Annotated in this window: 32 protein-coding genes; 8 read left to right on the top strand and 24 right to left on the bottom strand. The window is 73.7% G+C overall.

Annotated elements, in window-relative coordinates:
- Positions 1 to 228 precede the first annotated feature (228 nt).
- The 15 genes from trpA to Q9250_RS03925 form a co-directional block, all read right to left on the bottom strand.
- The gene (gene trpA, locus Q9250_RS03995; RefSeq protein ID WP_306233303.1) at positions 229 to 1,077 is read right to left on the bottom strand and encodes a tryptophan synthase subunit alpha; all 849 of its coding nucleotides are present in this window, start codon (positions 1,075 to 1,077) and stop codon (positions 229 to 231) included.
- Positions 1,074 to 2,303, bottom strand: coding sequence for a tryptophan synthase subunit beta (trpB, locus tag Q9250_RS03990; protein ID WP_306233302.1), 1,230 nt, complete (start codon positions 2,301 to 2,303; stop codon positions 1,074 to 1,076). Before trpB ends, trpA begins: the two co-directional genes overlap by 4 nt.
- Positions 2,300 to 3,088 (bottom strand): indole-3-glycerol phosphate synthase TrpC, encoded by a 789-nt coding sequence (gene trpC, locus Q9250_RS03985; protein ID WP_306233301.1) that lies wholly within the window; start codon positions 3,086 to 3,088, stop codon positions 2,300 to 2,302. The genes trpB and trpC overlap by 4 nt, the downstream gene beginning before the upstream one ends.
- A gap of 2 nt (positions 3,089 to 3,090) precedes the next feature.
- The gene (locus Q9250_RS03980; RefSeq protein WP_422665070.1) at positions 3,091 to 3,357 is read right to left on the bottom strand and encodes a DUF6704 family protein; all 267 of its coding nucleotides are present in this window, start codon (positions 3,355 to 3,357) and stop codon (positions 3,091 to 3,093) included.
- A 51-nt stretch (positions 3,358 to 3,408) separates the two neighbouring features.
- Positions 3,409 to 3,954, bottom strand: coding sequence for a Trp biosynthesis-associated membrane protein (locus Q9250_RS03975; protein ID WP_306233300.1), 546 nt, complete (start codon positions 3,952 to 3,954; stop codon positions 3,409 to 3,411).
- The gene (locus Q9250_RS03970) at positions 3,951 to 5,465 is read right to left on the bottom strand and encodes an anthranilate synthase component I (RefSeq protein WP_306233299.1); all 1,515 of its coding nucleotides are present in this window, start codon (positions 5,463 to 5,465) and stop codon (positions 3,951 to 3,953) included. The genes Q9250_RS03975 and Q9250_RS03970 overlap by 4 nt, the downstream gene beginning before the upstream one ends.
- A complete protein-coding gene (hisI, locus tag Q9250_RS03965; protein WP_306233298.1) occupies positions 5,462 to 5,800 on the bottom strand; it encodes a phosphoribosyl-AMP cyclohydrolase in 339 nt (112 codons plus the stop codon). Before hisI ends, Q9250_RS03970 begins: the two co-directional genes overlap by 4 nt.
- Before the next feature lie 17 nt (positions 5,801 to 5,817).
- Positions 5,818 to 6,579 carry an imidazole glycerol phosphate synthase subunit HisF gene (hisF, locus tag Q9250_RS03960; RefSeq protein ID WP_306233895.1) on the bottom strand — a complete coding sequence of 254 codons (762 nt, stop codon included), beginning with the start codon at positions 6,577 to 6,579 and terminating at the stop codon, positions 5,818 to 5,820.
- Positions 6,576 to 7,415 carry an ATP phosphoribosyltransferase gene (gene hisG, locus Q9250_RS03955; RefSeq protein ID WP_306233297.1) on the bottom strand — a complete coding sequence of 280 codons (840 nt, stop codon included), beginning with the start codon at positions 7,413 to 7,415 and terminating at the stop codon, positions 6,576 to 6,578. Before hisG ends, hisF begins: the two co-directional genes overlap by 4 nt.
- Positions 7,416 to 7,452: 37 nt before the next feature.
- The gene (locus Q9250_RS03950; RefSeq protein WP_306233296.1) at positions 7,453 to 7,716 is read right to left on the bottom strand and encodes a phosphoribosyl-ATP diphosphatase; all 264 of its coding nucleotides are present in this window, start codon (positions 7,714 to 7,716) and stop codon (positions 7,453 to 7,455) included.
- Positions 7,713 to 8,474, bottom strand: coding sequence for a ribulose-phosphate 3-epimerase (rpe, locus tag Q9250_RS03945; RefSeq protein ID WP_306233295.1), 762 nt, complete (start codon positions 8,472 to 8,474; stop codon positions 7,713 to 7,715). The genes Q9250_RS03950 and rpe overlap by 4 nt, the downstream gene beginning before the upstream one ends.
- A gap of 37 nt (positions 8,475 to 8,511) precedes the next feature.
- Complete coding sequence (locus Q9250_RS03940; protein WP_306233294.1) at positions 8,512 to 9,861, bottom strand: RsmB/NOP family class I SAM-dependent RNA methyltransferase; 1,350 nt, start codon at positions 9,859 to 9,861, stop codon at positions 8,512 to 8,514.
- Complete coding sequence (fmt, locus tag Q9250_RS03935; RefSeq protein WP_306233293.1) at positions 9,858 to 10,775, bottom strand: methionyl-tRNA formyltransferase; 918 nt, start codon at positions 10,773 to 10,775, stop codon at positions 9,858 to 9,860. Before fmt ends, Q9250_RS03940 begins: the two co-directional genes overlap by 4 nt.
- A gap of 73 nt (positions 10,776 to 10,848) precedes the next feature.
- Positions 10,849 to 11,538: a hypothetical protein gene (locus Q9250_RS03930; protein WP_306233292.1), complete on the bottom strand. Its 690-nt coding sequence runs from the start codon at positions 11,536 to 11,538 to the stop codon at positions 10,849 to 10,851.
- Between the two features lie 382 nt (positions 11,539 to 11,920).
- Positions 11,921 to 12,862, bottom strand: coding sequence for an ROK family protein (locus Q9250_RS03925; RefSeq protein WP_306233291.1), 942 nt, complete (start codon positions 12,860 to 12,862; stop codon positions 11,921 to 11,923).
- A 90-nt stretch (positions 12,863 to 12,952) separates the two neighbouring features.
- Here Q9250_RS03925 and Q9250_RS03920 point away from each other — a divergent pair, with 90 nt between their 5' ends.
- Both Q9250_RS03920 and Q9250_RS03915 read left to right on the top strand, forming a co-directional pair.
- Entirely contained in the window at positions 12,953 to 13,768 is an 816-nt protein-coding gene (locus Q9250_RS03920) for an endonuclease/exonuclease/phosphatase family protein (protein WP_306233290.1), read from the top strand.
- Between the two features lie 37 nt (positions 13,769 to 13,805).
- Positions 13,806 to 14,939: a pyroglutamyl-peptidase I family protein gene (locus Q9250_RS03915; protein ID WP_306233289.1), complete on the top strand. Its 1,134-nt coding sequence runs from the start codon at positions 13,806 to 13,808 to the stop codon at positions 14,937 to 14,939.
- Between the two features lie 10 nt (positions 14,940 to 14,949).
- Here Q9250_RS03915 and Q9250_RS03910 read toward each other — a convergent pair whose 3' ends face one another.
- Positions 14,950 to 15,642, bottom strand: coding sequence for a YdeI/OmpD-associated family protein (locus Q9250_RS03910; RefSeq protein WP_306233288.1), 693 nt, complete (start codon positions 15,640 to 15,642; stop codon positions 14,950 to 14,952).
- Positions 15,643 to 15,818: 176 nt separating this feature from the next.
- Between Q9250_RS03910 and Q9250_RS03905 the strand changes: the two genes are divergently transcribed.
- The 4 genes from Q9250_RS03905 to Q9250_RS03890 all read left to right on the top strand — a co-directional run bounded on the left by Q9250_RS03905 (position 15,819) and on the right by Q9250_RS03890 (position 18,225).
- The gene (locus Q9250_RS03905; protein WP_306233287.1) at positions 15,819 to 16,814 is read left to right on the top strand and encodes a hypothetical protein; all 996 of its coding nucleotides are present in this window, start codon (positions 15,819 to 15,821) and stop codon (positions 16,812 to 16,814) included.
- A gap of 8 nt (positions 16,815 to 16,822) precedes the next feature.
- Positions 16,823 to 17,281: a phage holin family protein gene (locus Q9250_RS03900; protein ID WP_422665088.1), complete on the top strand. Its 459-nt coding sequence runs from the start codon at positions 16,823 to 16,825 to the stop codon at positions 17,279 to 17,281.
- The gene (locus tag Q9250_RS03895) at positions 17,278 to 17,850 is read left to right on the top strand and encodes a DUF3618 domain-containing protein (RefSeq protein ID WP_306233285.1); all 573 of its coding nucleotides are present in this window, start codon (positions 17,278 to 17,280) and stop codon (positions 17,848 to 17,850) included. Before Q9250_RS03900 ends, Q9250_RS03895 begins: the two co-directional genes overlap by 4 nt.
- 180 nt (positions 17,851 to 18,030) lie before the next feature.
- A complete protein-coding gene (locus Q9250_RS03890) occupies positions 18,031 to 18,225 on the top strand; it encodes a hypothetical protein (RefSeq protein ID WP_306233284.1) in 195 nt (64 codons plus the stop codon).
- Between the two features lie 70 nt (positions 18,226 to 18,295).
- Here Q9250_RS03890 and Q9250_RS03885 read toward each other — a convergent pair whose 3' ends face one another.
- Positions 18,296 to 19,345, bottom strand: coding sequence for a threonine aldolase family protein (locus Q9250_RS03885; protein ID WP_306233283.1), 1,050 nt, complete (start codon positions 19,343 to 19,345; stop codon positions 18,296 to 18,298).
- A gap of 171 nt (positions 19,346 to 19,516) precedes the next feature.
- Between Q9250_RS03885 and Q9250_RS03880 the strand changes: the two genes are divergently transcribed.
- Complete coding sequence (locus Q9250_RS03880) at positions 19,517 to 20,161, top strand: ribosomal eL19 family protein (protein WP_306233282.1); 645 nt, start codon at positions 19,517 to 19,519, stop codon at positions 20,159 to 20,161.
- A gap of 111 nt (positions 20,162 to 20,272) precedes the next feature.
- Here the strand turns inward: Q9250_RS03880 and Q9250_RS03875 are convergent, their stop codons facing one another.
- From Q9250_RS03875 to Q9250_RS03855, 5 genes are all read right to left on the bottom strand, one after another.
- Positions 20,273 to 20,992, bottom strand: coding sequence for a hypothetical protein (locus Q9250_RS03875; RefSeq protein WP_306233281.1), 720 nt, complete (start codon positions 20,990 to 20,992; stop codon positions 20,273 to 20,275).
- 10 nt (positions 20,993 to 21,002) lie between these two features.
- Positions 21,003 to 21,908, bottom strand: a complete 906-nt coding sequence (locus Q9250_RS03870) for an ABC transporter ATP-binding protein (protein WP_306233280.1) — start codon at positions 21,906 to 21,908, stop codon at positions 21,003 to 21,005.
- The gene (locus Q9250_RS03865; protein ID WP_306233279.1) at positions 21,905 to 22,264 is read right to left on the bottom strand and encodes a GntR family transcriptional regulator; all 360 of its coding nucleotides are present in this window, start codon (positions 22,262 to 22,264) and stop codon (positions 21,905 to 21,907) included. Before Q9250_RS03865 ends, Q9250_RS03870 begins: the two co-directional genes overlap by 4 nt.
- Positions 22,265 to 22,580: 316 nt before the next feature.
- The gene (locus tag Q9250_RS03860; protein ID WP_306233278.1) at positions 22,581 to 23,693 is read right to left on the bottom strand and encodes an ABC transporter permease; all 1,113 of its coding nucleotides are present in this window, start codon (positions 23,691 to 23,693) and stop codon (positions 22,581 to 22,583) included.
- Positions 23,690 to 24,571 (bottom strand): ABC transporter ATP-binding protein, encoded by an 882-nt coding sequence (locus Q9250_RS03855; RefSeq protein WP_306233277.1) that lies wholly within the window; start codon positions 24,569 to 24,571, stop codon positions 23,690 to 23,692. The genes Q9250_RS03860 and Q9250_RS03855 overlap by 4 nt, the downstream gene beginning before the upstream one ends.
- A gap of 154 nt (positions 24,572 to 24,725) precedes the next feature.
- On the opposite strand from Q9250_RS03855, the gene Q9250_RS03850 reads away from it, so the two are divergent.
- On the top strand, positions 24,726 to 25,391 hold the full coding sequence (locus Q9250_RS03850; protein WP_306233276.1) for a hypothetical protein: 666 nt from the start codon (positions 24,726 to 24,728) through the stop codon (positions 25,389 to 25,391).
- A gap of 14 nt (positions 25,392 to 25,405) precedes the next feature.
- Here Q9250_RS03850 and Q9250_RS03845 read toward each other — a convergent pair whose 3' ends face one another.
- Positions 25,406 to 25,972: a dihydrofolate reductase family protein gene (locus Q9250_RS03845; RefSeq protein WP_306233275.1), complete on the bottom strand. Its 567-nt coding sequence runs from the start codon at positions 25,970 to 25,972 to the stop codon at positions 25,406 to 25,408.
- Positions 25,969 to 26,565, bottom strand: coding sequence for a dihydrofolate reductase family protein (locus tag Q9250_RS03840; RefSeq protein ID WP_306233274.1), 597 nt, complete (start codon positions 26,563 to 26,565; stop codon positions 25,969 to 25,971). Before Q9250_RS03840 ends, Q9250_RS03845 begins: the two co-directional genes overlap by 4 nt.
- Between the last annotated feature and the right edge of the window lie 91 nt (positions 26,566 to 26,656).

The following is a 26,656-nucleotide window of genomic DNA, read 5'->3' as shown; positions in this document are numbered from 1 at the left end:
CGACCGAGCCGATCAGCGTCCAGCCGATCGCACCGCGGTTCAGCCGGCCGGAGACGGCGGTGACCAGCAGCACCACGACGGCGATCACGATGCCCAGCACCAGTGCGAAGACGACGGCGCCGAGGAACGAGCCCTGCACGAACGGCAGGATGCCGAGCGCGTCGAGCCACTGGCCGAGCGGCACCTGCTGCCATTCGGGGGCGGGGCTCGGGATGCTCTGGAACACGGTCACGCGGGCGCGCCCTTCTCTGCGGGGGGTGCGGCATCCGGAGAAGCCGGGCCGCCGTCGAGTGTACCTGTGGCGAGCGACGCGGCGAGCGCGCGCACGGCGTCGACCCCGCCTGCGCCGAGCGCGCGGACGAGCGCCGAGCCGACGATGGCGCCGTCGGCGTAGGTGAGGACGTCGCGCACCTGCTCGGGAGTCGAGATGCCGAGGCCGACGCATCGCAGCGCCTCGCTGCCGGTGGCGGCGGCGCGCGCGGCGATGCGCTCCGACAGCCCGCGCGCGGCCTGGTCGACGTCGCTGCGGGCGCCGGTGGTGCCCATGGTCGAGACCGTGTACACGAAGCCGCGGGATGCGTCGATGGCGGCATCGAGGCGGGCGTCGGAGGACGACGGCGCGGCCAGGAAGACGCGGTCGAGCCCGTGCCGCTCGGCGGCCTCGAGCCACTCGGCGGCGTTCTCGGGCGTGAGGTCGGGCGTGATGAGGCCCGCGCCGCCCGCGGCGGCGAGGCGCTCGGCGAAGCGGTCGACGCCGTGCCGCAGCACCGGGTTCCAGTAGGTCATCACCAGCACCGGCACCTCGGTGCGCGCGGTGATGCGGGCGACCGCCTCGAAGAGGTGGTCGAGCGTGAAGCCGCGGTCGAGCACGCCCTGCGTCGCCGCCTGGATGACGGGGCCGTCGAGGCCCGGGTCGGAGTAGGGCACGCCGATCTCGAGCGCGGTGCAGCCAGCCTCGGCGATCGCGACCGCCGCCTCGACGCTCGTGTCGAGGTCGGGGAAGCCGACCGGCAGGTAGCCGATCAGGGCGCGGTTGCCGCTGGCGCGGATGGCCTCGGCGGTGGTGATCCTGCTCACAGCTGCTGCGCTCCCTCGTCGAGCAGGTCGAACCAGCGGCCCGCGGTCGCCACGTCCTTGTCGCCGCGCCCGGAGAGCGAGACGAGGATGGTGGATCCGGGCCGCTCCTTCGCCAGGCGCAGCGCGCCCGCGATCGCGTGCGCCGACTCGATGGCGGGGATGATGCCCTCCGTGCGGGTCAGCGCCAGGAACGCATCCATCGCCTCCGCGTCGCTCACCGGCTGGTACTCGGCGCGGCCGATGTCGTGCAGCCAGGCGTGCTCGGGCCCGACGCCGGGGTAGTCGAGGCCGGCGGAGATCGAGTGCGACTCGAGCGTCTGGCCGTCGACGTCCTGCAGCAGGTAGGTGCGCATGCCGTGCAGGAGGCCCGGCGCACCGCGCTCGATCGACAGCGCGTGGCGCTCGGTGTCGGCGCCGTCGCCGGCGGCCTCGAGGCCGATCAGGCGCACGTCGGCGTCGTCGAGGAATGCGTGGAAGATGCCCATCGCGTTGGAGCCGCCGCCCACGCACGCGAGCACCGCGTCGGGGAGGCCGCCGGTGAGCGCGATCGTCTGCTCGCGCGCCTCCTCGCCGATGGCGCGGTGGAAGTCGCGCACCATCTCGGGGAACGGGTGCGGGCCGGCGACGGTGCCCATCAGGTAGTGCGTGGAGTCGACGTTCGCGACCCAGTCGCGCAGGCCCTCGTTGATGGCGTCCTTGAGGGTGCGGGAGCCGGTCTTCACCGGCACGACGGTCGCGCCGAGCAGGCGCATGCGGGCGACGTTGAGCGCCTGGCGCTCGGTGTCGACCTCGCCCATGTAGACCACGCACTCCATGCCGAACAGCGCCGCAGCGGTGGCGGTCGCGACGCCGTGCTGGCCGGCGCCGGTCTCGGCGATCAGGCGCGTCTTGCCCAGCCGCTGCGCGACGAGCGCCTGACCGAGCACGTTGTTGATCTTGTGGCTGCCGGTGTGGTTCAGGTCCTCGCGCTTGAGCAGGATGCGCGCGCCCGCCTGCGCGCTCAGTCGCGTGGCGTCGGTGAGCAGCGAGGGCCGCCCCGTGTACTCGCGCGACAGTCGCTGGAACTCGGCCTGGAACTCCGGATCGACCTTGCACGCCTCGTAGCAGGCGGTCAGCTCGTCGATCGCGGCCATCAGCGGCTCGGGCATGAACACCCCGCCGAACTCGCCGAACCAGGGGCCGTGCTGCTCGCGCAGCGGCTGTGCCTGTGCCTGTGCCTCGGTCATGATGCCCTCCCGAACTCCGCGACGCGCGACCGTGGGTCGCCGTCGGTGACCAGCGCCTCCCCGACGAGCACCGCATCCGCCCCGTCCTGCCGGTACCGTGCGACGTCGGCCACCGAGCGCACACCGGACTCGGCGACCGCGACCGTGCCGGCCGGGATGCGGGCGCGCAGCTCGGCGAAGCGCTCCGGGTGCATCGTGAAGGTCTTCAGGTCGCGGGTGTTGACGCCCAGGATGCGCGCCTCGGCGTCGAGCGCCGCGTCGATCTCGCGCTCGTCGTGCACCTCGACCAGCACCGACAGGCCGAGGCTCGTGGCGAACCGGTGCAGCTCGACGAGCCGCGCGGGCGCCAGCGAGGCGACGATCAGCAGCACGATGTCGGCGCCGAACGCGCGCGCCTCGAGCAGCTGGTACTCGTCGGCGATGAAGTCCTTGCGCAGCACCGGGATCGTCACCTCGGCGCGCACGGCGCGCAGGTCGTCGAGCGACCCGAGGAACCGGCGCTCCTCGGTGAGCACGCTGATGGCGCTGGCGCCGCCCGCCTGGTAGGCGGCGGCGAGCACGGCGGGCTCGGGGATGTCGGCGAGCGCGCCCTTCGAGGGGCTCGCCCGCTTCACCTCGGCGATGATGTGGGGGCCTGCCGAGTCGGGCTTGGGCGTCGCGAGGATGGTGACGGCGTCGAGCGGCGTGCGCGACTGGAGCGCCATCGCCTCCAGCCGGTCGGTCGGCAGCGACTCGCGCCGCCGAGCGGCATCCTCGAGCGCGCCCGCGGTGAGCGCGTCGAGCACGCTCAGTGGTCCTTCGGCCCGAAGCCGGCCTTCTTGAGGATCGGCCACAGGATGATGCCGACGAGCAGCAGTCCGGCGCTCGCCCACACCAGCATCGGCTGGTCGAGCACGAAGAAGAGGGTGCCGAACGAGATCGCGACGAGCATGACGAGCACGCTGACCCAGCCGGCGCGCGAGTGGCCGTGCCCCGGGTCGACGAACGCCGAGTCGTACTGGGCGACGTGGTGCTCGGTCGCGTGGTGGTCGGTGATGCCGTTGCCTGCGCTCACGGTGCTCCTCGGGTCAAGTCGGTGGGGCGCGCTCGACGCGCCTGGAGCAGTCTATCGAGTCGGGTCTTCGCCGTCGTCCATGACATCCCACGCGAGCCCGGATCCGGTGCGCTCGTAGCGGGCAGCGCGCTGCGCCTTCGCGGGCCAGCGGCGCGCGGTGATCATCACCCAGACGCCGACGAGTGCGGCCAGCACGCCCGCGGCCACCGCCAGCCATGGCCAGGGCGCAGCGGTGCGGGTCGTGATCTCCGCGGCCTGGGCGGCGCCGGCGATGCCGGTGGCCTCGGCCACCACCGCCTCGACGGCGGCGTCGATGCCGCCGACGGCCGAGGACGCGTGCACGGCCATCAGCGCGCCCAGCACGATCGCGAGGCCGGCCAGCACGAAGCGCCACACGACGCCGGCGATGGGCAGCACCAGCGCGAGCGCGACGCAGGCGAGCGAGAGGATCGCCAGCCCGCCCGCGAGGTCCTGCCCCGCCACCGCGAGCCCGCGGCCGTCGGCGAGCTCGACCTGCGCCCACGGCTGCGTCGCGGCGACGAGTCCCAGCGCGCCGGCGGCGAGCAGGCAGAGCACGGCGACGACGCGACCGCTCATGCGCGCCGCATCGTGCTCGCGACCGCGACCGCGCGCAGCGGTGCGGCCGCCTTGTTCCGCACCTCCTGCAGCTCGGTCTCGGGATCGCTGTCGGCGACGAGGCCCGCACCGGACTGCACGTGGGCGACGCCGTCGCGCATCGTCACCGTGCGGATCGCGATCGCGAGGTCGGCGTCGCCGGCCAGGTCGAGCCAGCCCACGACGCCGCCGTAGACGCCGCGCTGCGCGGGCTCGAGCTCGTCGATCAGCTCGAGCGCGCGCGGCTTCGGCGCGCCCGAGAGGGTGCCGGCCGGGAACGTGGCCCGGAAGGCGTCGATGGCGGATGCGTCGGGTCGCATCTCGCCCTCGACGGTCGAGACGATGTGCATGATGTGGCTGAAGCGCTCGATCGCCATCAGCTCGGTCACGGCCACCGTGCCGGGCACGCAGACCTTGGCGAGGTCGTTGCGGGCGAGGTCGACGAGCATCACGTGCTCGCTGCGCTCCTTGGGGTCGGCGAGCAGGTCGTCGGCGAGCTCGCGATCGGCCACGGCGTCGCTGCCGCGCGGGCGGCTGCCGGCGATCGGGTGCATCGTCGCGCGCCCCTCGTGGACGGTCACCAGGGCCTCGGGGCTGGAGCCGACGACCGCGTACGCTCCCCCGTCGGCGTCCTCGAGCGACAGCAGGTAGAGGTAGGGCGACGGGTTCAGCATGCGCAGCACGCGGTAGACGTCGAGCGGGTCGGCGTCGGTCGGCAGGTCGAAGCGGGCCGAGAGCACCACCTGGAAGACGTCGCCGTCGACGATGTGGCGCTTCGACGACTCGACCATGGCGCGGAACGCGTCGGCGCTCACGCGCGAGGAGGGCTCGGGCGCCGCGTCGCGGTCGAGCGCCGCGACGGATCCCGGGCCGTCGGCGGCGAGGGCCTCCTCGAGCGCGTCGAGACGGGCCTGCGCGTCGTGCCACAGCGCATCCGCGTCGTCGGTGCCGTCGTTGAGCACGTTCGCCACCAGGTGGGCGGCGCCCGTGCGGTGGTCGAGCACCACGAGCGTGGCGGTGAGCGACATGGCGACCGCGGGGACGTCGACGTCGCGCTCCGGGGCCTCGGGCAGCCGCTCGAGCTCGCGCACGACCTCCCAGCCGATGTGGCCGATCATGCCGCTCGTCATGCGCGGCAGGCCCTCGATGCGCGGCGTCGCCCAGCGGCGCAGCACGTGCTCGACGGTGCCGAGGCCGGTGCGCGGGGCGTCGTCGCCGAGCAGCCGCTCGGCCGTCACGCGGTCGGAGCGCCAGGCGATGCGGCCGCGGTCGGCGGTGAGCAGGCCGAACGTCTCGACGCCGACGAACGAGTAGCGGTTCCAGACGCCCTGCTCGGCCGACTCGAGCAGGAACGTGCCCGGTCGCCCGGCGGCGACGCGGCGATAGACGCCCACCGGGGTCTCGGCGTCGAGGAACACCTCGCGCACCACCGGCACGACGCGGTGGTCGGGCAGCAGCGCGTCGAACGCGGCACGGGTGGTGGTGATGCTCACGCGGGCTCCGGATGCGTCGTCGCGATCGGCGTGAAGAAGCACGAGCGCGCGCCGGTGTGGCAGGCGGGCCCGGTCTGGTCGACGCGGATCAGCAGCGCGTCGCCGTCGCAGTCGATCGCGATCGAGCGGGGCACCTGGATGTTGCCGGACGTGTCGCCCTTGCGCCAGTACTCCTGCCGGGAGCGCGACCAGAACGTGACGCGGCCCTCGGTCGAGGTGCGGCGCAGCGCCTCGTCGTCCATGTACCCGACCATCAGCACGTCGCCGGTCGCGTCGTCCTGGATCACCGCGGCGACCAGCCCGTCGGCATCCTTCTTCAGCTCTGGCAGCGTCATCGCACCGTCACCTGCCTTCATCGTACGGTCACCCCGGCCTCGCGCATCGCGCTCTTGACCTGACCGATCGTGCACTGCCCGCTGTGGAAGATGCTCGCCGCCAGCACGGCGTCGGCGCCCGCGGCGACGGCCGGCGCGAAGTGCTCCGGGCCGCCGGCACCGCCGGAGGCGATCACCGGCGTCGTGGCGACTGCCCGGACCGCGCGCGTCAGCTCGAGGTCGAAGCCGTCCTTCGTGCCGTCGGCGTCGATCGAGTTGACCAGCAGCTCGCCCGCGCCGCGGCGCACGCCCTCGCGCGCCCACTCGATGGCGTCGAGCCCCGCACCGCGGGAGCCGCCGTGCGTGGTCACCTCGAAGCCGGAGGGCATCTCGGTCGAGCGGCGCACGTCGAGCGAGAGCACCAGAACCTGCGAGCCGAAGTCGGCGACGATCCGGTCGATCAGCGCAGGGTCGCGGATCGCGGCGGAGTTGACGCCCACCTTGTCGGCGCCGTGCGCGAGCAGGCGCGCGACGTCGTCGCGGCTGCGCACGCCGCCGCCGACGGTCAGCGGGATGAAGATCTGCTCGGCGCAGCGCTCGACGACCTCGAGCATCGTGCCGGCATCCTCGACCGTCGCCTTCACGTCGAGGAAGGTCAGCTCGTCGGCGCCCTGCTCGGCATAGCGGGCGGCCAGCTCGACCGGGTCGCCCTGGTCGGTGAGGCCCTGGAACTGCACGCCCTTGACGACGCGGCCGTGCGCGACGTCGAGGCAGGGGATGACGCGGGTGGCGAGCATCAGATGCGTGCGGCGTGGATGCGCGTGACGATGATCGCCCGCGCGCCGACGTCGGCGAGCGCATCCATGACGTGGTTGGTCTCGTCGCGGCGCACCATGACGCGGACGGCCGCCCAGTCGGGGTCGCGCAGCGGGCTGACCGTGGCGCTCTCGAAGCCGGCCGCGACGGCGATCGCCGCGTCGAGGCGGGAGCGCTCGATGTCGTAGTCGACCAGCACGTAGTCGCGGGCGACGATCACGCCATCGAGCCGGCGCTTGAGCGTCGACAGGCCGGGCTTGCCGCTGCCGTTGCCGATCAGCACGGCCTCGCTCGTCAGGATCGGGTCGCCGAAGACCTCGAGTCCCTGGGCGCGCAGGGTGCCACCGGTCTCGACGACGTCGGCCACCGCATCCGCCACCCCGAGCCGCACGGCCGACTCGACGGCGCCGTCGAGGCGCACGAGCTCGGCCGTGACGCCCAGCGTCGCGAGGTGCTGCTCGACGAGGCCCGTGTACGAGGAGGCGACGCGCACGCCCTCGAGGTCGGCGGCCGACGAGAAGCGGCCAGCGGTGCCGGCGAAGCGGAAGGTCGAGCGGGCGAAGCCGAGGCCCTGCACCTCGAAGGCGTCGGAGCCGGAGTCGAGCAGCAGGTCGCGGCCGGTGATGCCCACGTCGAGGGCGCCGGAGCCGACGTAGGTCGCGATGTCGCGCGGGCGGAGGTAGAAGAACTCCACCTCGTTGCGCGCGTCGACGACGATCAGCTCCTTGCTATCGCGTCGCCCGCGGTAGCCGGCCTCGTCGAGCATCCAGGCGGCCGTCTCGGCCAGCGAGCCCTTGTTGGGCACGGCGATCTTCAGCATGGGTTCCTTGCATCGTCTGACAGTGGTGGGCTGCGCGTCAGAGATGTCGGTAGACGTCCTGCAGCGTGATGCCCTTCGCCAGCATGAGCACCTGCAGGTGGTACAGCAGCTGCGAGATCTCCATCGCGGCGTCGTCGTCGGACTCGTGCTCGGCGGCCATCCAGACCTCGGCGGCCTCCTCCACGATCTTCTTGCCGATCGTGTGGACGCCCGCGTCGACGGCGGCGACGGTGCCGGAGCCCTCGCGGCGCTCGGCGACGGTGCGCTCGAGCTCGGCGTACAGCTCGTCGAAGGTCTTCACGGTTCCAGGCTACCGGCCGCGCCGGCCCCCGATGCGCCGGAGCCGGATGCGCCGGAGCCGGCGCTGCCGCGGTGGATCGCGCGCAGGTCGATGCGGCCGGTGTCGAAGGCGCCGCTGCCCGCGTCGCGCAGCGCCCGGATGCGGTCGGCCGGCGAGGCGTGCCCGTAGACGGCGCTGCCGGCGACGAACACGTCGGCGCCCGACGCCGCCGCGATCGGCAGCGTGTCGGCGGTGATGCCGCCGTCGACCTGCAGGGCGAGCTCGAGGCCGAGCTCCTCGGCCCGGCCGCGGAGCAGCTCGAGCTTCGGCATCATGGCCTCCATGAAGGCCTGCCCGCCGAAGCCGGGCTCGACCGTCATCACGAGCACCATGTCGAACTCGGGCAGGTGCTCGAGCACCTCGTCGACGAGCGTGCCGGGCTTCAGCGCGATGGCCGCGCGCGTGCCGCGAGCGCGCAGCTCGCGGGCGAGCGACACCGCGTCACGGGTCGCCTCGGCGTGGAAGGTGACGGAGTCGACGCCGTCGATCGCGTACTGCGGGGCCCAGGTGTCGGGGTCGTCGATCATGAGGTGCACGTCGACCGGCAGCTCGGTGACCTCGACGATCCGCTCGACCATCGGCAGCCCGAAGGTCAGGTTGGGCACGAAGTGCGCGTCCATCACATCGACGTGCACGCCGTCGGCGCCTGCGATGCGCTCGAGGTCTCGCTCGAGGTTCACGAAGTCTGCCGACAGGATGCTGGGGTGGATCCTGACCATGGCTTCCAGCCTACCGACTGGCGCGCGCCACGCCCGCTCAGGCGGTCGTCAGCAGCTGGATGAACATCGCGTCGGTGCCGTTGCGGTGCGGCCACAGCTGCACCGCGTCGCCCGTGTCGCCGAGGGCGATGCCGGGCGACAGCTCGGCCACCACCTCGCGCGTGTCGAGGGTGCGCAGCCCCAGCGCGGCGGCGCGGTCGACGATCGCGCGAGTCTCGGCGAGGTGCGGCGAGCAGGTCACGTAGGCGATCAGCCCGCCGGGCCTCACCGCGCGGGCCGCTGCCTCGAGCAGCTCGGCCTGCAGCGCGGCGAGCTGCGGCACGTCGGTCGGCTGCTTGCGCCAGCGCGACTCGGGCCGTCGGCGGAGCGCCCCGAGCCCGGTGCAGGGCGCATCGAGCAGGATGCGGTCGTAGGCCGCCGCCTCGTCGCCGCGGCCGTAGCGGCGCGCGTCGCCCACCACGACGCGCGGCTGCGGCTCGATGCTGCGCACCGCCTGGCGCACGAGCTTCGCGCGGTGCGGCAGCAGCTCGTTCGCCTCGAGCTGCGCGCCGGCGACGGCGGCCTCGGCGGCCATCAGCGCCGCCTTGCCGCCGGGGCCGGCGCAGAGGTCGAGCCAGCGCTCCCCGGCGACGACCGGCCGCGCACGGGTGAGCGCGAGCGCGGCGAGCTGCGAGCCGGAGTCCTGCACGCGCCAGGCGCCGCCGGCCACCTCGGCGATGCGCGCCGGGTCGCCGGAGGGCGCGACGCGGCCGAGCGGGCTGGCGGTGGGCTCGAGCCCCAGCTCGTCGGGGTCGGCGAGGCCCGGCAGGGCGACCAGCTGCACGGCAGGCGGCACGTTGTCGGCCTCGAGCAGCGCGGGCAGCTCGTCGACGGCACCCTCGCGGTCGAGCGTGCGCCGCATCGCGCGCAGCACCCACGTGGGGTGACCGGTCTCGAGGGCGAGCCGCTCGTCGGCGCCGAGCCCCTCGACCAGCCGCGCGAGCCGCTCCTCGGCGGGCACCTCGGAGAGCCGGCGCAGCACCGCGTTGGCGAACCCGAGCCTGCCCGTGTTGCGACGGCCCAGCAGCTCGACCGTCGCGTGCACGGCGGCGTGGGCGGGCACGCGCATGCGGCTCAGCTGGTGCGCGCCGATGCGCAGCGTCGCGAGCGTCTCGGCGTCGATCTCGTCGATCGGGCGGCCCGCCGCGTCGGCGATCAGGGCGTCGTGCTGGCCCTGCCAGCGCAGCGTGCCGTAGGCGAGCTCGGTCGCGAACCCGGCGTCGGCGGCGTCGAGCCCGGCCTCGCGGATGCGCTGCGGCAGCAGCAGGTTGGCGTACGCGTCGTCGCGGTCGACCGCGAGCACCACGTCGCGGGCCACGAGGCGCGCGCTCGCCGTGGTGGCGCTCATCGCGCCACCTCGAACGTCGCCGCTCCCCCGCGCCCGCGCAGCCAGTCGGCGCCCGACATCGCGCGCTTGCCGGCAGGCTGCACCTCGAGCAGCTCGAGCGGCGCGCTCGCGGTGCCGACGACCGCCGTGCGGCCGGCCAGCGCCGCCTCTCCCGGCGCGAGCGGCTCGGCACCGGAGCGCGCCAGCGCGAGCAGCTTCACCCGCTCGCCGTCGACGGTGGCGTGCGCGCCCGGCTCGGGCGTCACGCCACGCCAGCGCGCGAGCACGGCGGGTGCGGTGCGGGAGAGGTCGAGCGCGCCGTCGGCGAGCGTCAGCTTCGGCGCGAAGCTGGGCGCGCCGGTCTGCTCCTCGAACTCTGCCGTGCCCGCCTCGATCGCATGCACCGCGTCGACGAGCTCGTGGGCGCCGAGCTCGGCGAGGTGCGCGAGCAGCTCGCCTGCGGTCGCGCCCTCGGGGATCGGCAGCTCGCGCACCCGGAGCAGCGGGCCGGCGTCGAGCTCGGCCACGAGGCGGAAGACGCTCACGCCGGTCACGCCGTGCCCGTCGATGAGGGCACGCTGCACGGGCGCCGCGCCGCGGTAGTCGGGCAGCACCGAGAAGTGCAGGTTGATCCAGCCGTGCTCCGGTGCCGACAGCAGCGGCTCGCGCACCAGCCCGCCGTAGGCGACGACGACGGCGAGCTCGGGCTCCAGCGCGACGATGCGCCCGGTGACCTCGGCGTCGAGCCGGTTCGCCTCGATCACCGGCAGGCCCAGCTCGGCGGCGCGCTCGGCGACGGGGGTCGGGGTCAGCACGCGCTTGCGGCCCTGCGGCGAGGCGGCTCGGGTGACGACCGCGGCGATCTCGTGCGCGCGGGCCAGGGCCTCGAGGCTCGGCACGGCGGCGGCAGGGCTGCCGGCGAAGACGATGCGCATGCGGCTCCTCTCGGTGGTGGTGGCGGGTGGGTCGTGGCGGGTGGGTGCTGGTGCTGCGGGCCGCCTCGGCGGCTCAGAGACCCTCGAAGGGCTCAGGATCATCCAACCGGATGCGGAGCCGCGCCGGCGCGCCCGGCCGCTTGGGCTTGCCCGCGGCGGAGAGCACCCGGCTGCGGGCGATGGCGGCGGCCTTCGCCCCCTCGGCGTAGGCGAACCGCACGATCGCGCGCTCGGCCACCTCGCCCGCGCCGCTGCCCGGCCGCGCCGGTGCGGGCACGGGACCGAGCACATCCGCGTGCTCGAGCGCACCGAGCGCCTCGATCGCCTCGGCCACCGCGTCGGGGTGGCCGACGACGGATGCGGTGCGCACGGCGGGCGGGAACCGCAGGCTCCGCCGCTCGGCCAGCTCGCCCTTCGCGAACGGCACCGTGGTGTCGCCGGTGAGCGCGGTCACGACCGGCCCGCCGACGCCCGCGAGCACGACGGTCGCCCCGTCGGCGGCGAGCGCCCGCGCGCCGGCCCAGTGGCGGAGCGCCTCCTCGCCGACGCGCAGGCCCTCGCGCGACAGCATCGTGTCGCCGTCGAGCAGCAGCACGGCGCCGTAGCCGCCCTCGGCGATCGGCTCGGCGCCACGCGTGGCGACGACGATGCGCGGCTTCGCGTCGATCGCGAGGCGCTCGTGCTCGCCGTCGGCGACGACCACCGGCACGTTCGGCATGGCGCGGCCGAGCTCCTCGGCGATGCGGGTCGAGCCGCGGCCCACGGGCGCGAGCTTCGCCTCCCCGCAGCTGCGGCACCGCCAGCCCGCGGCCAGTCGGCCGCAGAGCCGGCAGGCGGGCGTCGAGCCGCGCTCGCGCAGCCCGAGCGGGCCGGCGCACGTGGTGCAGCGGGCGCTCGGGTCGCGGCGGCTCGGGCCAGGGCGCACCGCGCGGTGGCTCGTCGGTGGCGTGGTCGTCGACCGGCGGCGGCTCGCTGCAGAGCGGCGGCCGTGACGGCGGCGCCCGCGACGGCGGTCGTGACGGCCAGCGTCGCGCACCGCGTCGCGCGCAGGGCTGAGCCCCGCACCACTCGCGCTTGACCGAGGCCCCCGCAGCATCGCGCTGCGGGGGCCTCGTGCGTGTCGGGAGGTCGCCTTGCGCCGCCGCTCAGCGCGCCGCGAGCACCGCCGCGCCGATCGCCGCCGCGTGGTCGCCGAGCCGGGCGAGCTCGAGCCGTCGCGGCTGGGGCACGCCCTGCAGCGGGGCGTGCTCGGCCAGCTCGCGCTCGATGACCGGCAGCAGCAGGTCGGCGCAGGCGAGCAGCACCCTGCCGCCGAGCACGACCGCCTCGGGGTCGAACGCCGGCAGCAGCCGCCGCAGCCCCGCCGCCACGGCCCAGCCGGCCCGCTCGAGCACCGCCATGGCCTCATCGTCGCCTGCGCGCGCCGCCTGCTCGAGGTGGAGCGCCGAGGGGCGGCCATCCGGCGCGAGCGCCACCGCCGCGGGCACCGCCGCCGCGTCGCGCGCGAGCGCGTTGCCGCCCGCGTACGCCTCGATGCAGCCGCGCGCGGTGCACGAGCAGACGGGGCCGTTCTCGTCGACCGTCACGTGCCCCAGCTCGCCCGCGAGGCCGTGGGCGCCGATCAGCGGCCGCCCACCCGCGACGTACGCGCCCCCGACGCCCGTGCCGAGCGCCAGGAGCAACGACGACGACGCATCCGCCGCCGCCCCCATCGCCGCCTCGCCCACCAGGTAGCCGTTGGCGTCGTTGTCGATCGTGATGGGCAGGCCGAGCCGCGCGGCGAGGGCCGAGCGCAGCGCGAAGTCGCGCACGCCCAGGTGCGCGGCCCAGGTGATCGACTCGCGGTCGGCCGGCATCCACGCGGCGATCGCGAGGCCGACCGCCTCGATGGGCGCCTGCCCCGCCGCGGCGAGCTGGCGGTCGAGCTCGCGGACAGCGGCCTCGAGGTCGTCGACGAGCGCTTCGGGCCCGTGGATGCGGTGGGTCCGGTGCGTGCGCACCTGCAGGTCGTCGAGGGTGCGGCCGGGCGCCGCGAGGGCGACCGCCGCGATCTTGGTGCCGCCGACGTCGAGTCCCGCTACTGTCATGCGCCCATCCTGCCGCCTGGCGGGCGCGCCGGACGCCGCGTCCTCGCCGCCGATCAGCCACGAACCGGGCTCAGCGTGCAGGATGGGCCCATGCGGCTGGCGACGTGGAACATCCTGCACGGCAGGAGCATGAGCGACGCCACCGTCGACATCGACCGGTTCGCGCGAGCGATCGCGACGCTCGACGCCGACGTGCTCGCGCTGCAGGAGGTCGACCGCGCGCAGCCGCGCTCGTCGTCGGTCGACCTGACGGCCGTGGCGGCCGAGGCGATGGGCGCCACCGAGCGGCTCTTCGTGCCGGCACGCATCGGCGAACCCGCTCGTGCAAGGCGCGCCGCGCACGAGCACGACGTCGAGGCGACGTCGACGGGCTACGGCATCGCGCTGCTGTCGCGCTACCCGGTGCTGCGCTGGCAGGTGCTGCGGTTCCCTCCCTCGATGCGGCTGCGCGCACCCACCGAGGCCGAGCTGCGCCGCCGCCGGCATGGCGGCCCGGCGTCGCCCGAGCGCAGCGTCCGGCGGCTCCGCGAGGAGCCGCGCGCCGCCATCGCCGCGACGATCCGCACGCCGTTCGGCGACTGGACGGTCGCCTGCGCGCACCTGACGTTCCTGCCCGGCACGAACGTGCGGCAGCTGCGCCGCACCATGGGCTGGCTGCGGCAGATGCCCGGCCCGCGGGTGCTGATGGGCGACCTCAACCTGCCGCCCGCGGCCGTGTCGCGCGTCGCGGGGGCTCGGCTGCTCGCGCGCGGCGCCACGTTCCCGGCCGGGCACCCGATGGTGCAGATCGACCACGTGCTCAGCGGCGACCCGCTGCCCCGCTCGCGGCAGATCCGCGTGCCTCGGCCGCCGCTCTCCGACCACCTGCCGCTCGTCGTCGAATTCCCGCCGGACCCGCTGCTGTAGGGATGCGCCGGCGCACCGGCAGGGGCAGACTCGTCGCATGCGCATCCTCGTCACCGGCTTCGAGCCCTTCGGCGGCGACCCCGAGAACGCGAGCCTCGAAGCGGTCCGCCGGCTCGCCGACGCCTGGGCCGCCGACCCGCAGCCGCACGTCGAGCTCGTCACCGGCGTGCTGCCGGTCGCCTTCGCGACCGCTGGCCCGGCGCTGCGGGCGCTCGTCGACCAGCATCAGCCGGATGCGGTGCTGGCGGTCGGGGAGGCCGGTGGCCGCAGCGCCATCACCCCCGAGCGATGGGGCGTGAACGAGGACGACGCACGGATCCCGGACAACGCCGGCGCGCAGCCGAGGGCGACCCCCATCGAGCCCGACGGCCCCGCGCGGCGACCCTCGAGCTTCGACGTCGACGCGCTGGTCAGCGCGATCCTCGCGGTGGGCCTGCCCGCCGACGCGAGCGCTGACGCGGGCCGGTTCCTGTGCAACCACGTCGCCTACCTGGTGGGCGGGCTCGAGGTGCCGGGCGGCTTCGTGCACGTGCCGGCGGTGCGCACCAGCGGCACGGCGGGCGTCGGCGACGAGACCGACGCGGGGTCGCGACCCGGCGCATCCGCCCTGCGCCACGAGGGGCGCAGCCTGACCTTCGACGACCTGGCGCTCGGGCTCGCCGCCGCGGTTCGGGCGATCGCACGGGGGGAGACGCAGATGCACGAGCAGCACGACGCCGGGCGGGTCGACCGCGCCGGCACGGTGATCGGCGTGCCGCCCGCGCGGGTGTACGAGGCGCTGCTCGACGCGACCGCGCTGACCGCCTGGTTGCCTCCGCAGGGTGCGACGGGCGAGATCACGCAGATGGACGCCCGGGAGGGCGGCGGGTTCCGCGCCGTGCTGCGCTTCGCCGACCCCGTCGACCCCAAGACGACCGAGTCGACGGATGCGTCGCAGGTCACCTTCGTCGAGCTGGTGCCGAGCCGGTTGGTGGTGCAGCGGGTCGCCTTCGAGTCGCAGGAGGAGCGGTTCGGTGGCGAGATGCTCATGACCTGGCGGCTCGAGCCGGTCGCGGCGGGCACGCGGGTGACGGTGTCGGCGACGGATGTGCCGGCCGGCATCGATCACGCCGACCACGAGAACGGGCTCGGGCAGTCGCTCGCCAACCTGGCTCGGTACCTCGAGGGCTGACGGGGCCGGGTCAGGGCTGCTGCTGCGACTTCCCGACGGCGGCGGCCGCGGCCGCTGAGCCCCGCTCGACCCACCTCGGCGTCTCGCCGTAGCGCTGGGGCGGGATGAGCCGGCCGGCCGCCGAGTCGTCGGCGAGCTGTTGCGCCCGCTGCTGCCGGGTGGCCTCGCGCTTGGCGCCGAGCACCCAGGCGATCGCCGCCTTCCGGTAGCCGGCCGGCGCCTCGGCGAGGAAGGCCTGCGCGGCGGCCGACGCCTCGAGCGGGCCAGCGAGCTCGCTCGGCAGGGCGCCCTCGGGGTTCTCGTACGAGTAGACCGCCGACGCCTCGGGTCTCCTGGCCTCGAACGCGGCGATGCCGGCGGGTCGCATGCGCCCCTCGGCGGTCAGCCGCTCGACGTGGGCGATGTTCACCGCCGACCAGTTGGAGGTGGGCTTGCGCGGCGTCCAGCGCTGCCGGCGGGCGTCGTCGTCGATGCGCTGCGAGAGCGAGTCGATCCAGCCGAAGCAGAGCGCCTCGGGCACGGCCTCGGCCCAGGTGAGCCCGCGCGGCTCGACGTGCTTGGCGTTGAGCCCCATCCAGAGCTCGCTCGCGCTCTCATGATGGGCCTCGAGCCAGGCCCGGAACTCGGTCGCATCGCGGAAGAAGGTCGCCGGCCGCTCGACGGTGCCGCCGGCCGTGCCGGGGGTGCGATCGGGCTTCGCCATGGCCTCAGCCTGCCATGGGCCGCCCACGCGCGTTCTTACACCCGACCGCCCCGCACAGTGTCCGGAAACCATCGGCGAACGTCCTGCCGACGTTCAGATTTGGGGGACAAGGTGGCCCTCTCACGAACATCCATCAGCGGAAGGCTCTGCCTCCGCGCGATCAGGACGGACGGATCATGACCAACGTGCAGCAGCCCGGACCCGACGAGGTCCGCATCCCCGCGAGTGCCGCGGTTCCCGGCACGAACATGCCGCAGACCGGTACCCCCGGGGGCACCGGCGCCGGCGCTGGGACCACGCGCACCGGCACCACGGGAACCACCGGAACGACCGGCACCACCGGGACGACCGGTACCACCAGCGTCACCGGGACGACCAGCTCAGGCGCCGCGACCGGCGGCACCGGAGGCTACGGCGCCGGCGGCACCGCGACCGGCTCCTCCGGGGGCGGCACCACCGACACCGCCAAGGAGGAGGCTGCCCACGTCGCCGACACCGCGAAGGATGCGGGGCGACGGGTGACCGGCACGGCGAAGGAAGAGGCACGCCACGTGGCCTCGGAGGCGAAGGCGCAGGGCAAGCGCCTGCTCGACGAGACGATGCACGAGGCCTCGTCGCAGGCTAAGACGCAGCAGCACCGGGCGGCGCAGGGCATGCACACCTTCGGCGACGACCTGCGCAAGATGGCGTCGGGCGAGGGTTCGCCGCAGAGCGGATTCGCCGCGCAGCTGATCGGCGAGGCGGGCGATCGCATCGACGCAGCAGGGCGCTGGCTCGAGGATCGTGAGCCGGCCGACCTGCTCGACGAGGTCAAGCGCTTCGCGCGCCGCCGCCCCGGCACCTTCATCGCCATCGCGGGCGTCGCCGGCCTCATCGTCGGCCGTCTCACGAGCGGCATGATCGGCCAGGCCAAGGACGAGCACGAGCGCTCCGCTCGCGCGCAGACCGCCTACGGCACCGGCTCGGGCGGTCGCTACGACACTCGCTACGACACCGCCTACGACACGGACACGGACTCCCCGTCGTCGCTGGGCGGCGCCTACGGCGCCAACCCGACCGGCATGGCCGCCGACACCTATGTCGCCGACGACGCCCTCGCGCCCGAGACCCGCCGCCGCCCCGGCGACGACCTCACCGGCGACGACGCGCTGCGGAGGGGGGCCGGGCTGTGAGCAGCAGCATGCAGGACTCCGGCCGGCACTCGGCCGCCGACCCGGCCGTGCAGGCGGCCGACACGCCCGCTGAGCGCAGGGCCGCATCCGAGTCGCTCGGCGACATCGTCGGCGGTCTCCTGCGCGACATCTCCACGCTCATGCGGCAGGAGATCGCGCTGGCGAAGGCGGAGGCCAAGGAGCAGGCCAGTCGCGCCGGCAAGGGCGTCGGCATGCTCGGCGGCGCCGGCTACGCGGGCAGCATGGTGCTGCTCTTCCTGTCGCTGGCGCTCATGTTCGCGCTCGGCGACCTCACCGATCACCTGGGCTGGGGCGCCCTGATCGTCGGCGTCATCTGGGCGATCGTCGCCGCGGTGCTCTACGCCGTCGGCCGCAAGGAGCTCAAGCAGGTCGAGCCGATGCCGGAGACGGTCGACTCGGTCAAGCAGATCCCCGACGCACTGCACACCAAGGAGGAGAACCGATGAACGAGACACCCGAGGAGATCCGTGCGCGCATCGACATGACGCGCGAGCAGGTGAGCGGCGATGTCGACGCGCTCGCCGAGAAGGTCTCGCCGACCGGCATGGTCGAGCGCGAGGCCGAGCGAGTGAAGGGCAAGGTCAACGACGTGAAGGATCGCCTGTTCGGTGCCAACGACCACGACCCGGGCGCCGTCGGGCGCGTCGGGGACGACGTCAAGCACACCGCCGACCGAGCCGTGCAGAAGGCGAAGGGCAACCCCCTCGCCGTCGGCCTCGTCGCCTTCGGGGTGGGGGCGCTCATCGCCTCGCTGATCCCCGCGAGCGACAAGGAGAAGGAGGTGGCCGTCAAGGTCAAGGAGTCTGCGGAGCCTGTCGTCGAGGGCGCGAAGGACGTCGCGAAGGAGATGGGCGAGCACCTGCAGCAGCCGGCGCAGGACGCCGCGCAGGCGGTCAAGGAGACCGCGCAGCAGGCGGGCGAGCACGTGCGCGACGAGGCGCAGAGCGGCGCCGACGACGTGCGCGCCGACGCCGACCGGGCTCGTCAGCGAGTGCAGGACCAGTCGGGCTCCTGACGCGCGCCTGACCTGACCGTATCTGGAGCAGGGCCCCGGCGGAACACCGCCGGGGCCCTGCTTCGCCGCCGGCAGCGACGCCGCGATTCGAGGCATGCTCCCAGCCATGCGCGCCCCGACAGGGGTACAACTGATCCACGGAGGGCTCGGCCTCCGTGCACGCCAGAAACGGACAGCACCATGACCGATCGCACCCTGACGGGCGCGACGGGCAATGGCGGCAGCGTCGCCGCCACGCCCGCGCCCGGCAACGACCACCCCGCCATGTCGGCGGCCGTCATGCGCGCGCGCGAGGCAGCACGCCACGAGTGGCTGCGCAGCATCCCCGCCGACCCGAACGAACGACAGCGCATCGCCGACGACCTGCGGCCCTGACCGCGGGAACCTTGGCCCTCAGCGCATGCGCCCTGAGGGAGTGCGCCCAGAGGAAGTGCTTCCTTGAGGTCTACGCGCCGATCGCCTCGCGCACGGCGTGGGCGAACGCATCCACGTCGTCCTCGGTGGTGTCCCACGTGCACATCCAGCGCGCTTCACGAGCGGATGCGTCCCAGTCGTAGAAGAAGAAGGCGTCGCGCACCCGGTCGGCCACGCCCTCCGGCAGCCTGGCGAAGACACCGTTCGACTGGGTCGGGTAGGCGAACGAGACGCCGGGCAGGCCCTCGACGGCGGAGCGCAGGCGCGCGGCCATGGCGTTGGCGTGCGCCGCGTTCTCGTGCCAGAGGTCGCCCTCGAACAGCGCGATCAGCTGCGCCGAGATGAAGCGCATCTTCGAGGCCAGCTGCATGTTGAGCTTGCGCAGGAACAGCAGGCCGTGGCCGGCGGCCCCGCTGAGCACGACGACCGCCTCGGCGCCCATCGCACCGTTCTTGGTGCCGCCGAGCGAGACGATGTCGACCCCGGCATCCGTCGTGAACGCCCGGAACGGCACGCCGAGCGCGACCGCGGCGTTCGCGATGCGGGCGCCGTCGAGGTGCAGCAGCATGCCGTGCGCGTGCGCGTGGTCGGCGATGGCGCGGATCTCGTCGGGCGTGTAGAGCGTGCCCAGCTCGGTCGACTGCGTGATCGACACGGCCAGCGGCTGCGCGCGGTGCTCGTCGCCCCAGCCCCACGCCTCGAGGTCGATCAGCTCGGGCGTGAGCTTGCCGTCGGGCGTCGGCACGGTGAGCAGCTTCATGCCGCCCACCCGCTCGGGCGCACCGCCCTCGTCGACGTTGATGTGTGCGCTCTTGGCCGAGATCACGGCGCCCCAGCGCGGCAGCAGCGACTGCAGCGAGAGCACGTTGGCGCCCGTGCCGTTGAAGACCGGGAAGGCCTCGGCCTGCTCGCCGAAGTGGCCGCGCACGACCTGCTGCAGGCGCGCGGTGTAGTCGTCGGCGCCGTAGGCGGTCTGGTGGCCGCCGTTCGCCGCGGCGATCGCGGCGAGCACGTCGGGGTGCACCCCGGAGTAGTTGTCGGAGGCGAAGCCGCGGCGGCCGGTGTCGTGGAGCGTCTGCACGCGACGATCCTCGCAGACCGCGCGAGGCCCAGTCGGCCCGCGCGCACGAAGTTCCGGGTGCATCGTCAGGCGATGGGGCCACAATGCCCGTCGGGGGATCACTCCACGCGGGGATCACTCCACGGCGCCGGCCATCGAGCGGCGCCGCACGCATCACGATCGGAGGAGCAGATGAACCACGCATCGCAGCCCGAGGGCGCCCGCCCCGTGCATCCCGACGGTGAGATCGACGAGCCCGGCAGCGACGCCCAGACCGGCGCCCAGTACGGCGGCACGACCGGCGCCGAGCACGACGGCGGCCGCGAGCACATGGCTGCCGAGATGGCCGAGGCGACCGACGAGTCGATCGAGGGCCGCTCGCCCCGCGGCGCCGGAGCCCCGGTCGACGGCGACGTCGACGCGATCCACGGCGCCGGCTCGCCCACCGAGGGCACCGGCGCGGGCGCGACCTTCGACGGCTCGCCGGTGCGCGAGGCGGCGTCGCCGGCCGAGGGGCTCGGGGGACCGACGCCCGGCACCGGCACGCCCGTGCAGGCCGAGAGCCCGGGAGCGGGTGCGGGTGCGGGTGCGGTGCAGGACGCCGCTTCGCCCGTGCAGGGCCTCGGCCCGTCGCCCGACGGCGAGGGTGCGCCCGTGCAGGACGCCGATTCGCCCGCGCACGGGACCGGCGCGGCCGTCACAGAACCGGCCGGCGTCGACATCGACGAGACCCGCCGCACCGACCCGTTGGGCTCCGAGAACCGCAACCTCGGCACCGACGCCATGGAGGGCGACCGGCTGGGCCTCGGCGACGACGGCACCGATCGCCGCGACTGAGGCCGCAGCAACGCACGACGCCCGCCTGCGAGCCAGAGGCTCGAGGCGGGCGTCGTGCTGCGCGGTGCGCCCGTGCGGGTGGGTCAGCGCGGATGCCTCAGCGCGGGTCCGTCACCTTGCCTGAGCGCGCCGCACCAGCGTGAGCCAGACGGCCGCGCCGAGCAGGCCGAAGCCAGCGAGCACGGCCATCCAGGGTGCCCAGCCCATGCCGAGCACGCTGAGGCCGAATTCGCGGAACGAGTCCGAGAACAGCGTGCCCGCGACGATCGCCAGCACGATGACGGCCAGCGCCATCCAGAAGATCCAGAGGAACGACTGGCCCCAGCGCTGGAAGGCGGTGGTGATCGCGGCGCCGACCAGCATGACGACCAGGATCAGGGTGAACGACTGCAGCAGCGTCTGCCACCACTCGCCGAGGCCCGTGTAGGCGACGTCGAAGAAGCGCACGCTGAGGCCGAAGCCCCCGGTGGCCACCTCGATGACCTTGCCGATCGTGATGATGATGGCGTAGAACGCCGCGTTGCCGACGAAGACCGCCAGGGTGCCGGTGGCGAACTCCCGGCGTGTGAGGCCGAGGCCCAGCGCGAGCGGGAAGTACTGGCCCATCGCGGTGAAGCCGAAGCCGATGAGCGGGCCGAGCAGGGCGAAGATCGCGCCGCTCCACTGCATGCCCTGGTTCATGCCCTCGCGGGCGCCCGCGCCGCCGAAGCTGATGACCATCGCGCCGACGATGAGCACCAGCACGAGCGACATGCTCATGATGATCAGCGGCCAGCCGAAGGCCTGCAGCTTGTTGACGGTGTGCAGCTGGATGACGTTGCGGATGCGCATGGTCGCCTCCTCAGACGGTCGCGACGTCGGTCGCGGGGTCGGTGGCCGCGGCTGCCGCGGCCTGGGTGGTGAGGTGCACGAAGAGTGCCTGGAGCGAGACGGGCGTCACGTCGAGCCCCGCCTCGCGGGCGTCGAGCTCGTCGCCCGGGGTGTTGCGCACGGTGGCGGTGGCCAGCGTGCCCAGCGACTGACGCTCGAGCACCTCGCGGCCCGCCAGGAACGCATCCACCGTGTCTGCGCGCCCCGAGACGGTGATCGCCGCGTCGTGCAGCTCGTCGGTGTCGGCGTCGAGCAGCACCCTGCCCTGGTCGAGGATCACGACGTGCTCGAGCAGGTTCGCGACCTCGTCGATGTGGTGCGTCGAGAGCACGATCGTGCGCGGGTGCTCGCTGTAGTCGGCGAGCAGGCGGTCGTAGAACAGGCGCCGGGCGACCGCGTCGAGGCCCAGGTAGGGCTCGTCGAAGAACGTCAGCGGTGCGCGCGAGGCGATGCCGAGCACGATGCCGATCGCCGAGAGCTGGCCGCGCGAGAGCTTCTTGATCGTGCGCTTGACGGGCAGCTTGAAGTCGGCGACGAGCTGGTCGGCGAGCGACTGATCCCAGTTCGGGTAGGCGCCGGCCGCGATGCGCAGCACGTCGATCGGCCGGAACGTGTCGGGGTAGCGCTGGCTCTCCTGGATGAAGCAGGTCTGCGAGAGCACCGCGACGTTCTCGATCGGGCTGGCGCCCAGCACCTGCATCTGCCCGGAGGTGGCGAACACCTGGCCGGTGAGCAGCTGCATGAGCGTCGTCTTGCCCGCGCCGCTGCGGCCCAGCAGGCCGTGGATGCGGTGCTCCTCGAGCTGCAGCGTGACGCCGTCGAGCGCGCGCACCTCGGGGTAGTGCTTCGACAGGGCGGTGGTGACGATGGCGGTCATCGTGCGACTTCCTTCGTGATCATGTCTGCGAGCTCTGCCGGCGAGATGCCGAGCTGTGCAGCCTCGCGGAGCAGGGGTGCGATGAACTGATCCTCGAACGCGCTCTTGCGGCGCTCGCGGAGCGCCGAGGCGGCGCCGGGGGCGACGAACATGCCGATCCCTCTCCTCTTGATGAGCACGCCCGCGTCGACGAGGAGGCCGAGGCCCTTGCCGGCGGTGGCGGGATTGATGCGGAGGAAGGCGGCCAGCTCGTTCGTCGAGGGGACGGGGCCGTCTTCCTGGTAGCTGCCGTCGAGGATCCCGTCCTCGATCTGCTCGGCCACCGAGACGAAGAGCGGCTTGCTGTCGTCGAGCATGCTGCCTCCTGGTTGGTGTCGGGTCGGATGTGCGCACATCCCGGAGCTCGGGGTTCCTTACTCCGTTGGTTCATTACTCGACTAATGAACCATGGGACCGGCGCCGTGTCAACCATCTGCCCATGTCGGGCTCGGACGCCCTCGTCTGGTCGGATGCGGTGGGTCGCGTGGGTGCGCGGAGCGTGGCGGCGGATGCACAACGCAAGCCCGCCGAGCCGATCCGGCGGCCGCCGCCCCGGTGGGGGCGCGTCCGTCGCGGAACGAGGCTGGCGGGCTTGCGTTGTGCGGGGGGAGGGGGGAGAGGGGGAGGTGCGGGCTACGCCTTCAGGGCGTCGCGCCACTTCACCATCGCGCCGGTCTTCAGCAGCGAGCGCTCGTAGACCTTCGCGGCGAACACGATCACCAGCACCGTGAAGGCGGCGAGGATGCCCAGCGACAGGAACGGCTCCCACCATTCCATCGTCTGCAGGTAGACCCGCATCGGCACGGCGACCGGCGCCGAGAACGGCACGTACGACATGACCTGCAGCGCCACCGGGTTGTTGTTGAAGAAGATCACCAGGATGTACGGGAGCATGATCAGCATCATCAGCGGGCTGGTGGCGGTGCCGAGATCCTCGGCGCGCGAGACCAGCGCGGCGGCCGCGGCGTAGAGCGCCGCGAGCATCACGAAGCCCACCGTGAAGAGCACCACGAACCAGACGATCGGCATGCCGAGCCCGTCGAGCAGCAGCTGCGAGCCCGTGATGGCGCCGCCCAGCAGCACCACCGCCGCGATCAGGATGATCTGCCCGAAGGCGAGCACCGAGTTGCCGATCACCTTGCCGGCCAGGATCGCCCGCGCCGGCACGGTCGCCAGCATGATCTCGACGATGCGCGACTGCTTCTCCTCCACCACCGACTGCGCGATGGTCTGGCCGAAGGTGATCGCCGACGAGAAGAAGACGATGCCGAAGGCGATGCCGATGAAGTAGGTGAGCATCGGGTCGGGCGCGTTCGGGTCGAGCAGCTCGAGCGCCGGCGCGACGCTCAGCATCTGGATCAGCGACGAGGGCGCCTCGCGGTCGGCCAGCACCAGCAGGCCGCTGGGCCCATCGCCCGGCACGACCCCGGCGTCGGCCGTGCCGTCCAGCACTGCTTGACGCACCGCATCCGCCCCCGACAGGGTGTCGACGGCGAGGCCGTCCATCGCCTCGAGGGTCGCGGCGAGCGAGCCGACGGTGGCGACGCGGGTGTCCTCGTCGAAGAGCGCCGGGCCGACCGACGAGAAGATCACCGCCGCCAGGATGAGCGCGAGCATGATCGCGGTCGAGATGACGAACGACTTCGAGCGCAGCCGCACGAGGATCTCGCGCTGCGCGACGATGCCGGTCGCCGCCCAGAAGCCGGTGCGGCCGCGGGTGTTGGGGGATGCGTGCACGGCAGTCATCGGACGACCTCCTGGAAGATCTCGGTGAGCGGGCGGATGGTGGGGGCGAAGCTGCGCACGCTGCCGCGCTCGATCGCGTCGCGGAGCACGCGGTCGGCGGCCTCGTCGCTCTCGGCGGTGAAGCGCACATGGCCGCCGTCGAACTCGATCACCTCGACGCCCGGGATGCCGCGCACGAAGCCGGCGTCGTCGGTCTCGAGGATCCACTCGGGGCGGGCGTGGGCGGCGCGGATCTCGGCACGGGTGCCGGCGGCGCGCACCTCGCCGTGCGCGAGGATCACGAGCGAGTCGCAGAGGCGCTCGACGACGTCGAGCTGGTGGCTCGAGAAGAGCACGGGGGCGCCGGTGCGGGCGACGTCGCGCAGCACGTCGACGGTGGTCTCGACGGCCATCGGGTCGAGGCCCGAGAAGGGCTCGTCGAGCACCAGCGCGGTCGGCTCGTGCACGAGCGCGGCGGCGATCTGCGCGCGCTGCTGGTTGCCGAGGCTGAGCGACTCGAGGGTGTCGTGCTTGCGCTCGCCGAGGCCGAGCTGCTCGAGCAGCGCGTCGGCGCGCGAGGCGGCGGCGGTGGCCGTCATGCCGTGCAGGCGGCCGAGGTAGACGAGCTGCTCGTGCACCTTCATCTTGGGGTACAGGCCGCGCTCCTCGGGCATGTAGCCGAACTGCGCGCGGTCGTCGGCGTTCACCGGGCGGCCGTCGAGCAGCACCTCGCCCGAGTCGGGGGCGAGCACGCCGAGGATGATGCGCATCGCGGTGGTCTTGCCGGCGCCGTTGGCACCGACGAAGCCGGTCATCAGGCCCGGGTGCACGTCGAAGGTGACGTCCTTGAGCGCCTGGTGCTCCTTGAAGGAGCGGGAGATCGATCGGATGGAGAGCATGCTTCGACGCTACGCACGCGGGCGTCGGCGGGCTTCCCCCTGGCGGCTGGACTTCGCGCTCCGCCGGTCGGGGGAGCGGGCGTGTCACCGGCGCCGGAAGGGGGAGCGGATGCGGTGCTGGCGCCGCGTCGATCGGCGCGGCAGGGTGGGGCGCATGGAGTTCGCAGAGCACGACGGGCCGATGCCCGACCCACCCACGCTCGCGACGGTCGGCGCCGAGTTCCCGGCGCTGCTGGTCACGCTCGTGCCCCAGCCGGGCATTCGCGAGATCGGCGTGAACACGGCCAAGTCGGGGAACGACGGCACCTGGGACTACGAGCAGGCCGCGATCATGTACGCGGTCTTCTGGAACCCCGACGACCTCGACGATCCGATGAACCACGTCGAGCTGGCGCCCGAGCTCGAGGAGGCGCTCGAGAACCCGTCGCCGCGGCTGTCTGGCGTCGCGCGCGAGTGGATGCAGTGGATGCGCTTCCCGATCGCCTACGAGGCGGTGCAGACGCACGTGCCGCGCGAGAGCCTCCAGTCGCTGCCCGAGCGGCTCGCCATGCACATGCGGAACGTCATCGCGAACACGTTCCGCCAGGAGCGCCATCCGGTGGTGCACGAGCCGTCGTCGTTCATCGACCCGCCCTCCGCCGATGACGCACGCCCCGCATCCGTCATCGTCGACGGCGTGGAGCTGCCGGCCGTCTCGATCGACGACGAGCACGTGGTCGGCGTCGGGGTCGAGCTCGACGACGCGGTCGCCACGGTCGTCATCGCGAGGCACCTGCTGCCGCTCCTGCGGCTCGAGCTCACCCGGCGGCCGCGGCCGTAGCGGCCGCCCCTGCGTCAGTCGCGGGCGACCCGGTAGCGCAGGTCGACCTCGTCGGTGGGCCGCTCGCCGTTGACGAGCGCGAGCCGGATCTCGGCGCCGCCGGGCACGTCGTAGAGCCGGATGCCGTCGCCGAGCAGGATCGGCGCGACGTGCAGGTCGATCTCGTCGATGAGCCCCAGCGCGAGCGCCTGCGCGCCGATCGAGGGCGAGAGGATCTCGAGGTTCTTGCCGTCTGCGGCGGCCAGCGCGATGCGCACCGCCTCGGCCACGTCGCAGTCGAGGAAGGTGACGCCGTCGGCCGGCGCAGCGTCGTGCGGATGGTGCGTGAGCACGAACAGCGGCCCCGTCCACGCGCCGCCGTAGACAGCGCTCACGTCGGGGTAGAGATCCCAGCCGTCGCGGCCGCCGAGCACGGCCCCCGTGGTCGCGACGTACTCGTCGACCAGGCCTTCGCGGCCGGTGATGCCGCTGCTCATCCAACCCATGTCGTGCTCGGGTCCGGCGACGAAGCCGTCGAGCGACATCGTGAAGTGCCAGAGCACCTTGCCGGCGGCGACCTGCGGCTGAGGGTCGCTGATCATGCCGGCGCCGCCACCGCGTACTCGGTCATGACGTGCCCCGAGGGCAGCGCCGTCGACGACTCCAGCCGGAGCAGCGTGAGCCCGAGCCCGGGCGGCGTGAAGCGCAGCCCGTCGCCGAGCACGGCGGGGCAGACGCGCAGCCGCAGCCGGGTGACCAGGCCCGTCTCCATGAGCGCGTTGGCCAGCTGCAGCGATCCCCACACGATGACCGTGCCGAAGCGGTCTGCGAGGCCGGCCACCGCATCCGCCGCCGTCGGGTCGGGGCGCAGCACCTCGATCTCGTCGGGGCCCGCGCCGCCCCACGGCGCCCGCCCGAGCGTCGACGAGACGACCAGCTTCGGCAGCCGGTTGATGGGCTCGGCGACGCCCTCGACGGCGGGGTCGGCGCCCGGCCAGTACTGCGCGAACATCGCGTAGGTGCGGCGGCCGAGCACGATCGCGTCGACCGACTCGAGCATCGCCAGCTGCGCGTGGTCGGTCAGGTCGTCGCGGGGCATGGTCGCCTCGGCGAACTCGAGCCCGCCGTCGGGCGCAGCGGCGAAGCCGTCGACCGTGACCATCTGCTCGACGATGATGCTCAGCTGCTGCGCCATGGGGGCCTCCTCGGGTGCGTTCGCTCGCGCGGTCGCCCCCATGGTGACCCGACGCATCCGGGCTGCCAACCCCCGACCTCAGCCCGCTCGA

Source organism: Agrococcus beijingensis, assembly GCF_030758955.1.
GTDB lineage: Bacteria > Actinomycetota > Actinomycetes > Actinomycetales > Microbacteriaceae > Agrococcus > Agrococcus beijingensis.
This window is presented reverse-complemented; position numbering and strand designations above follow the sequence as displayed.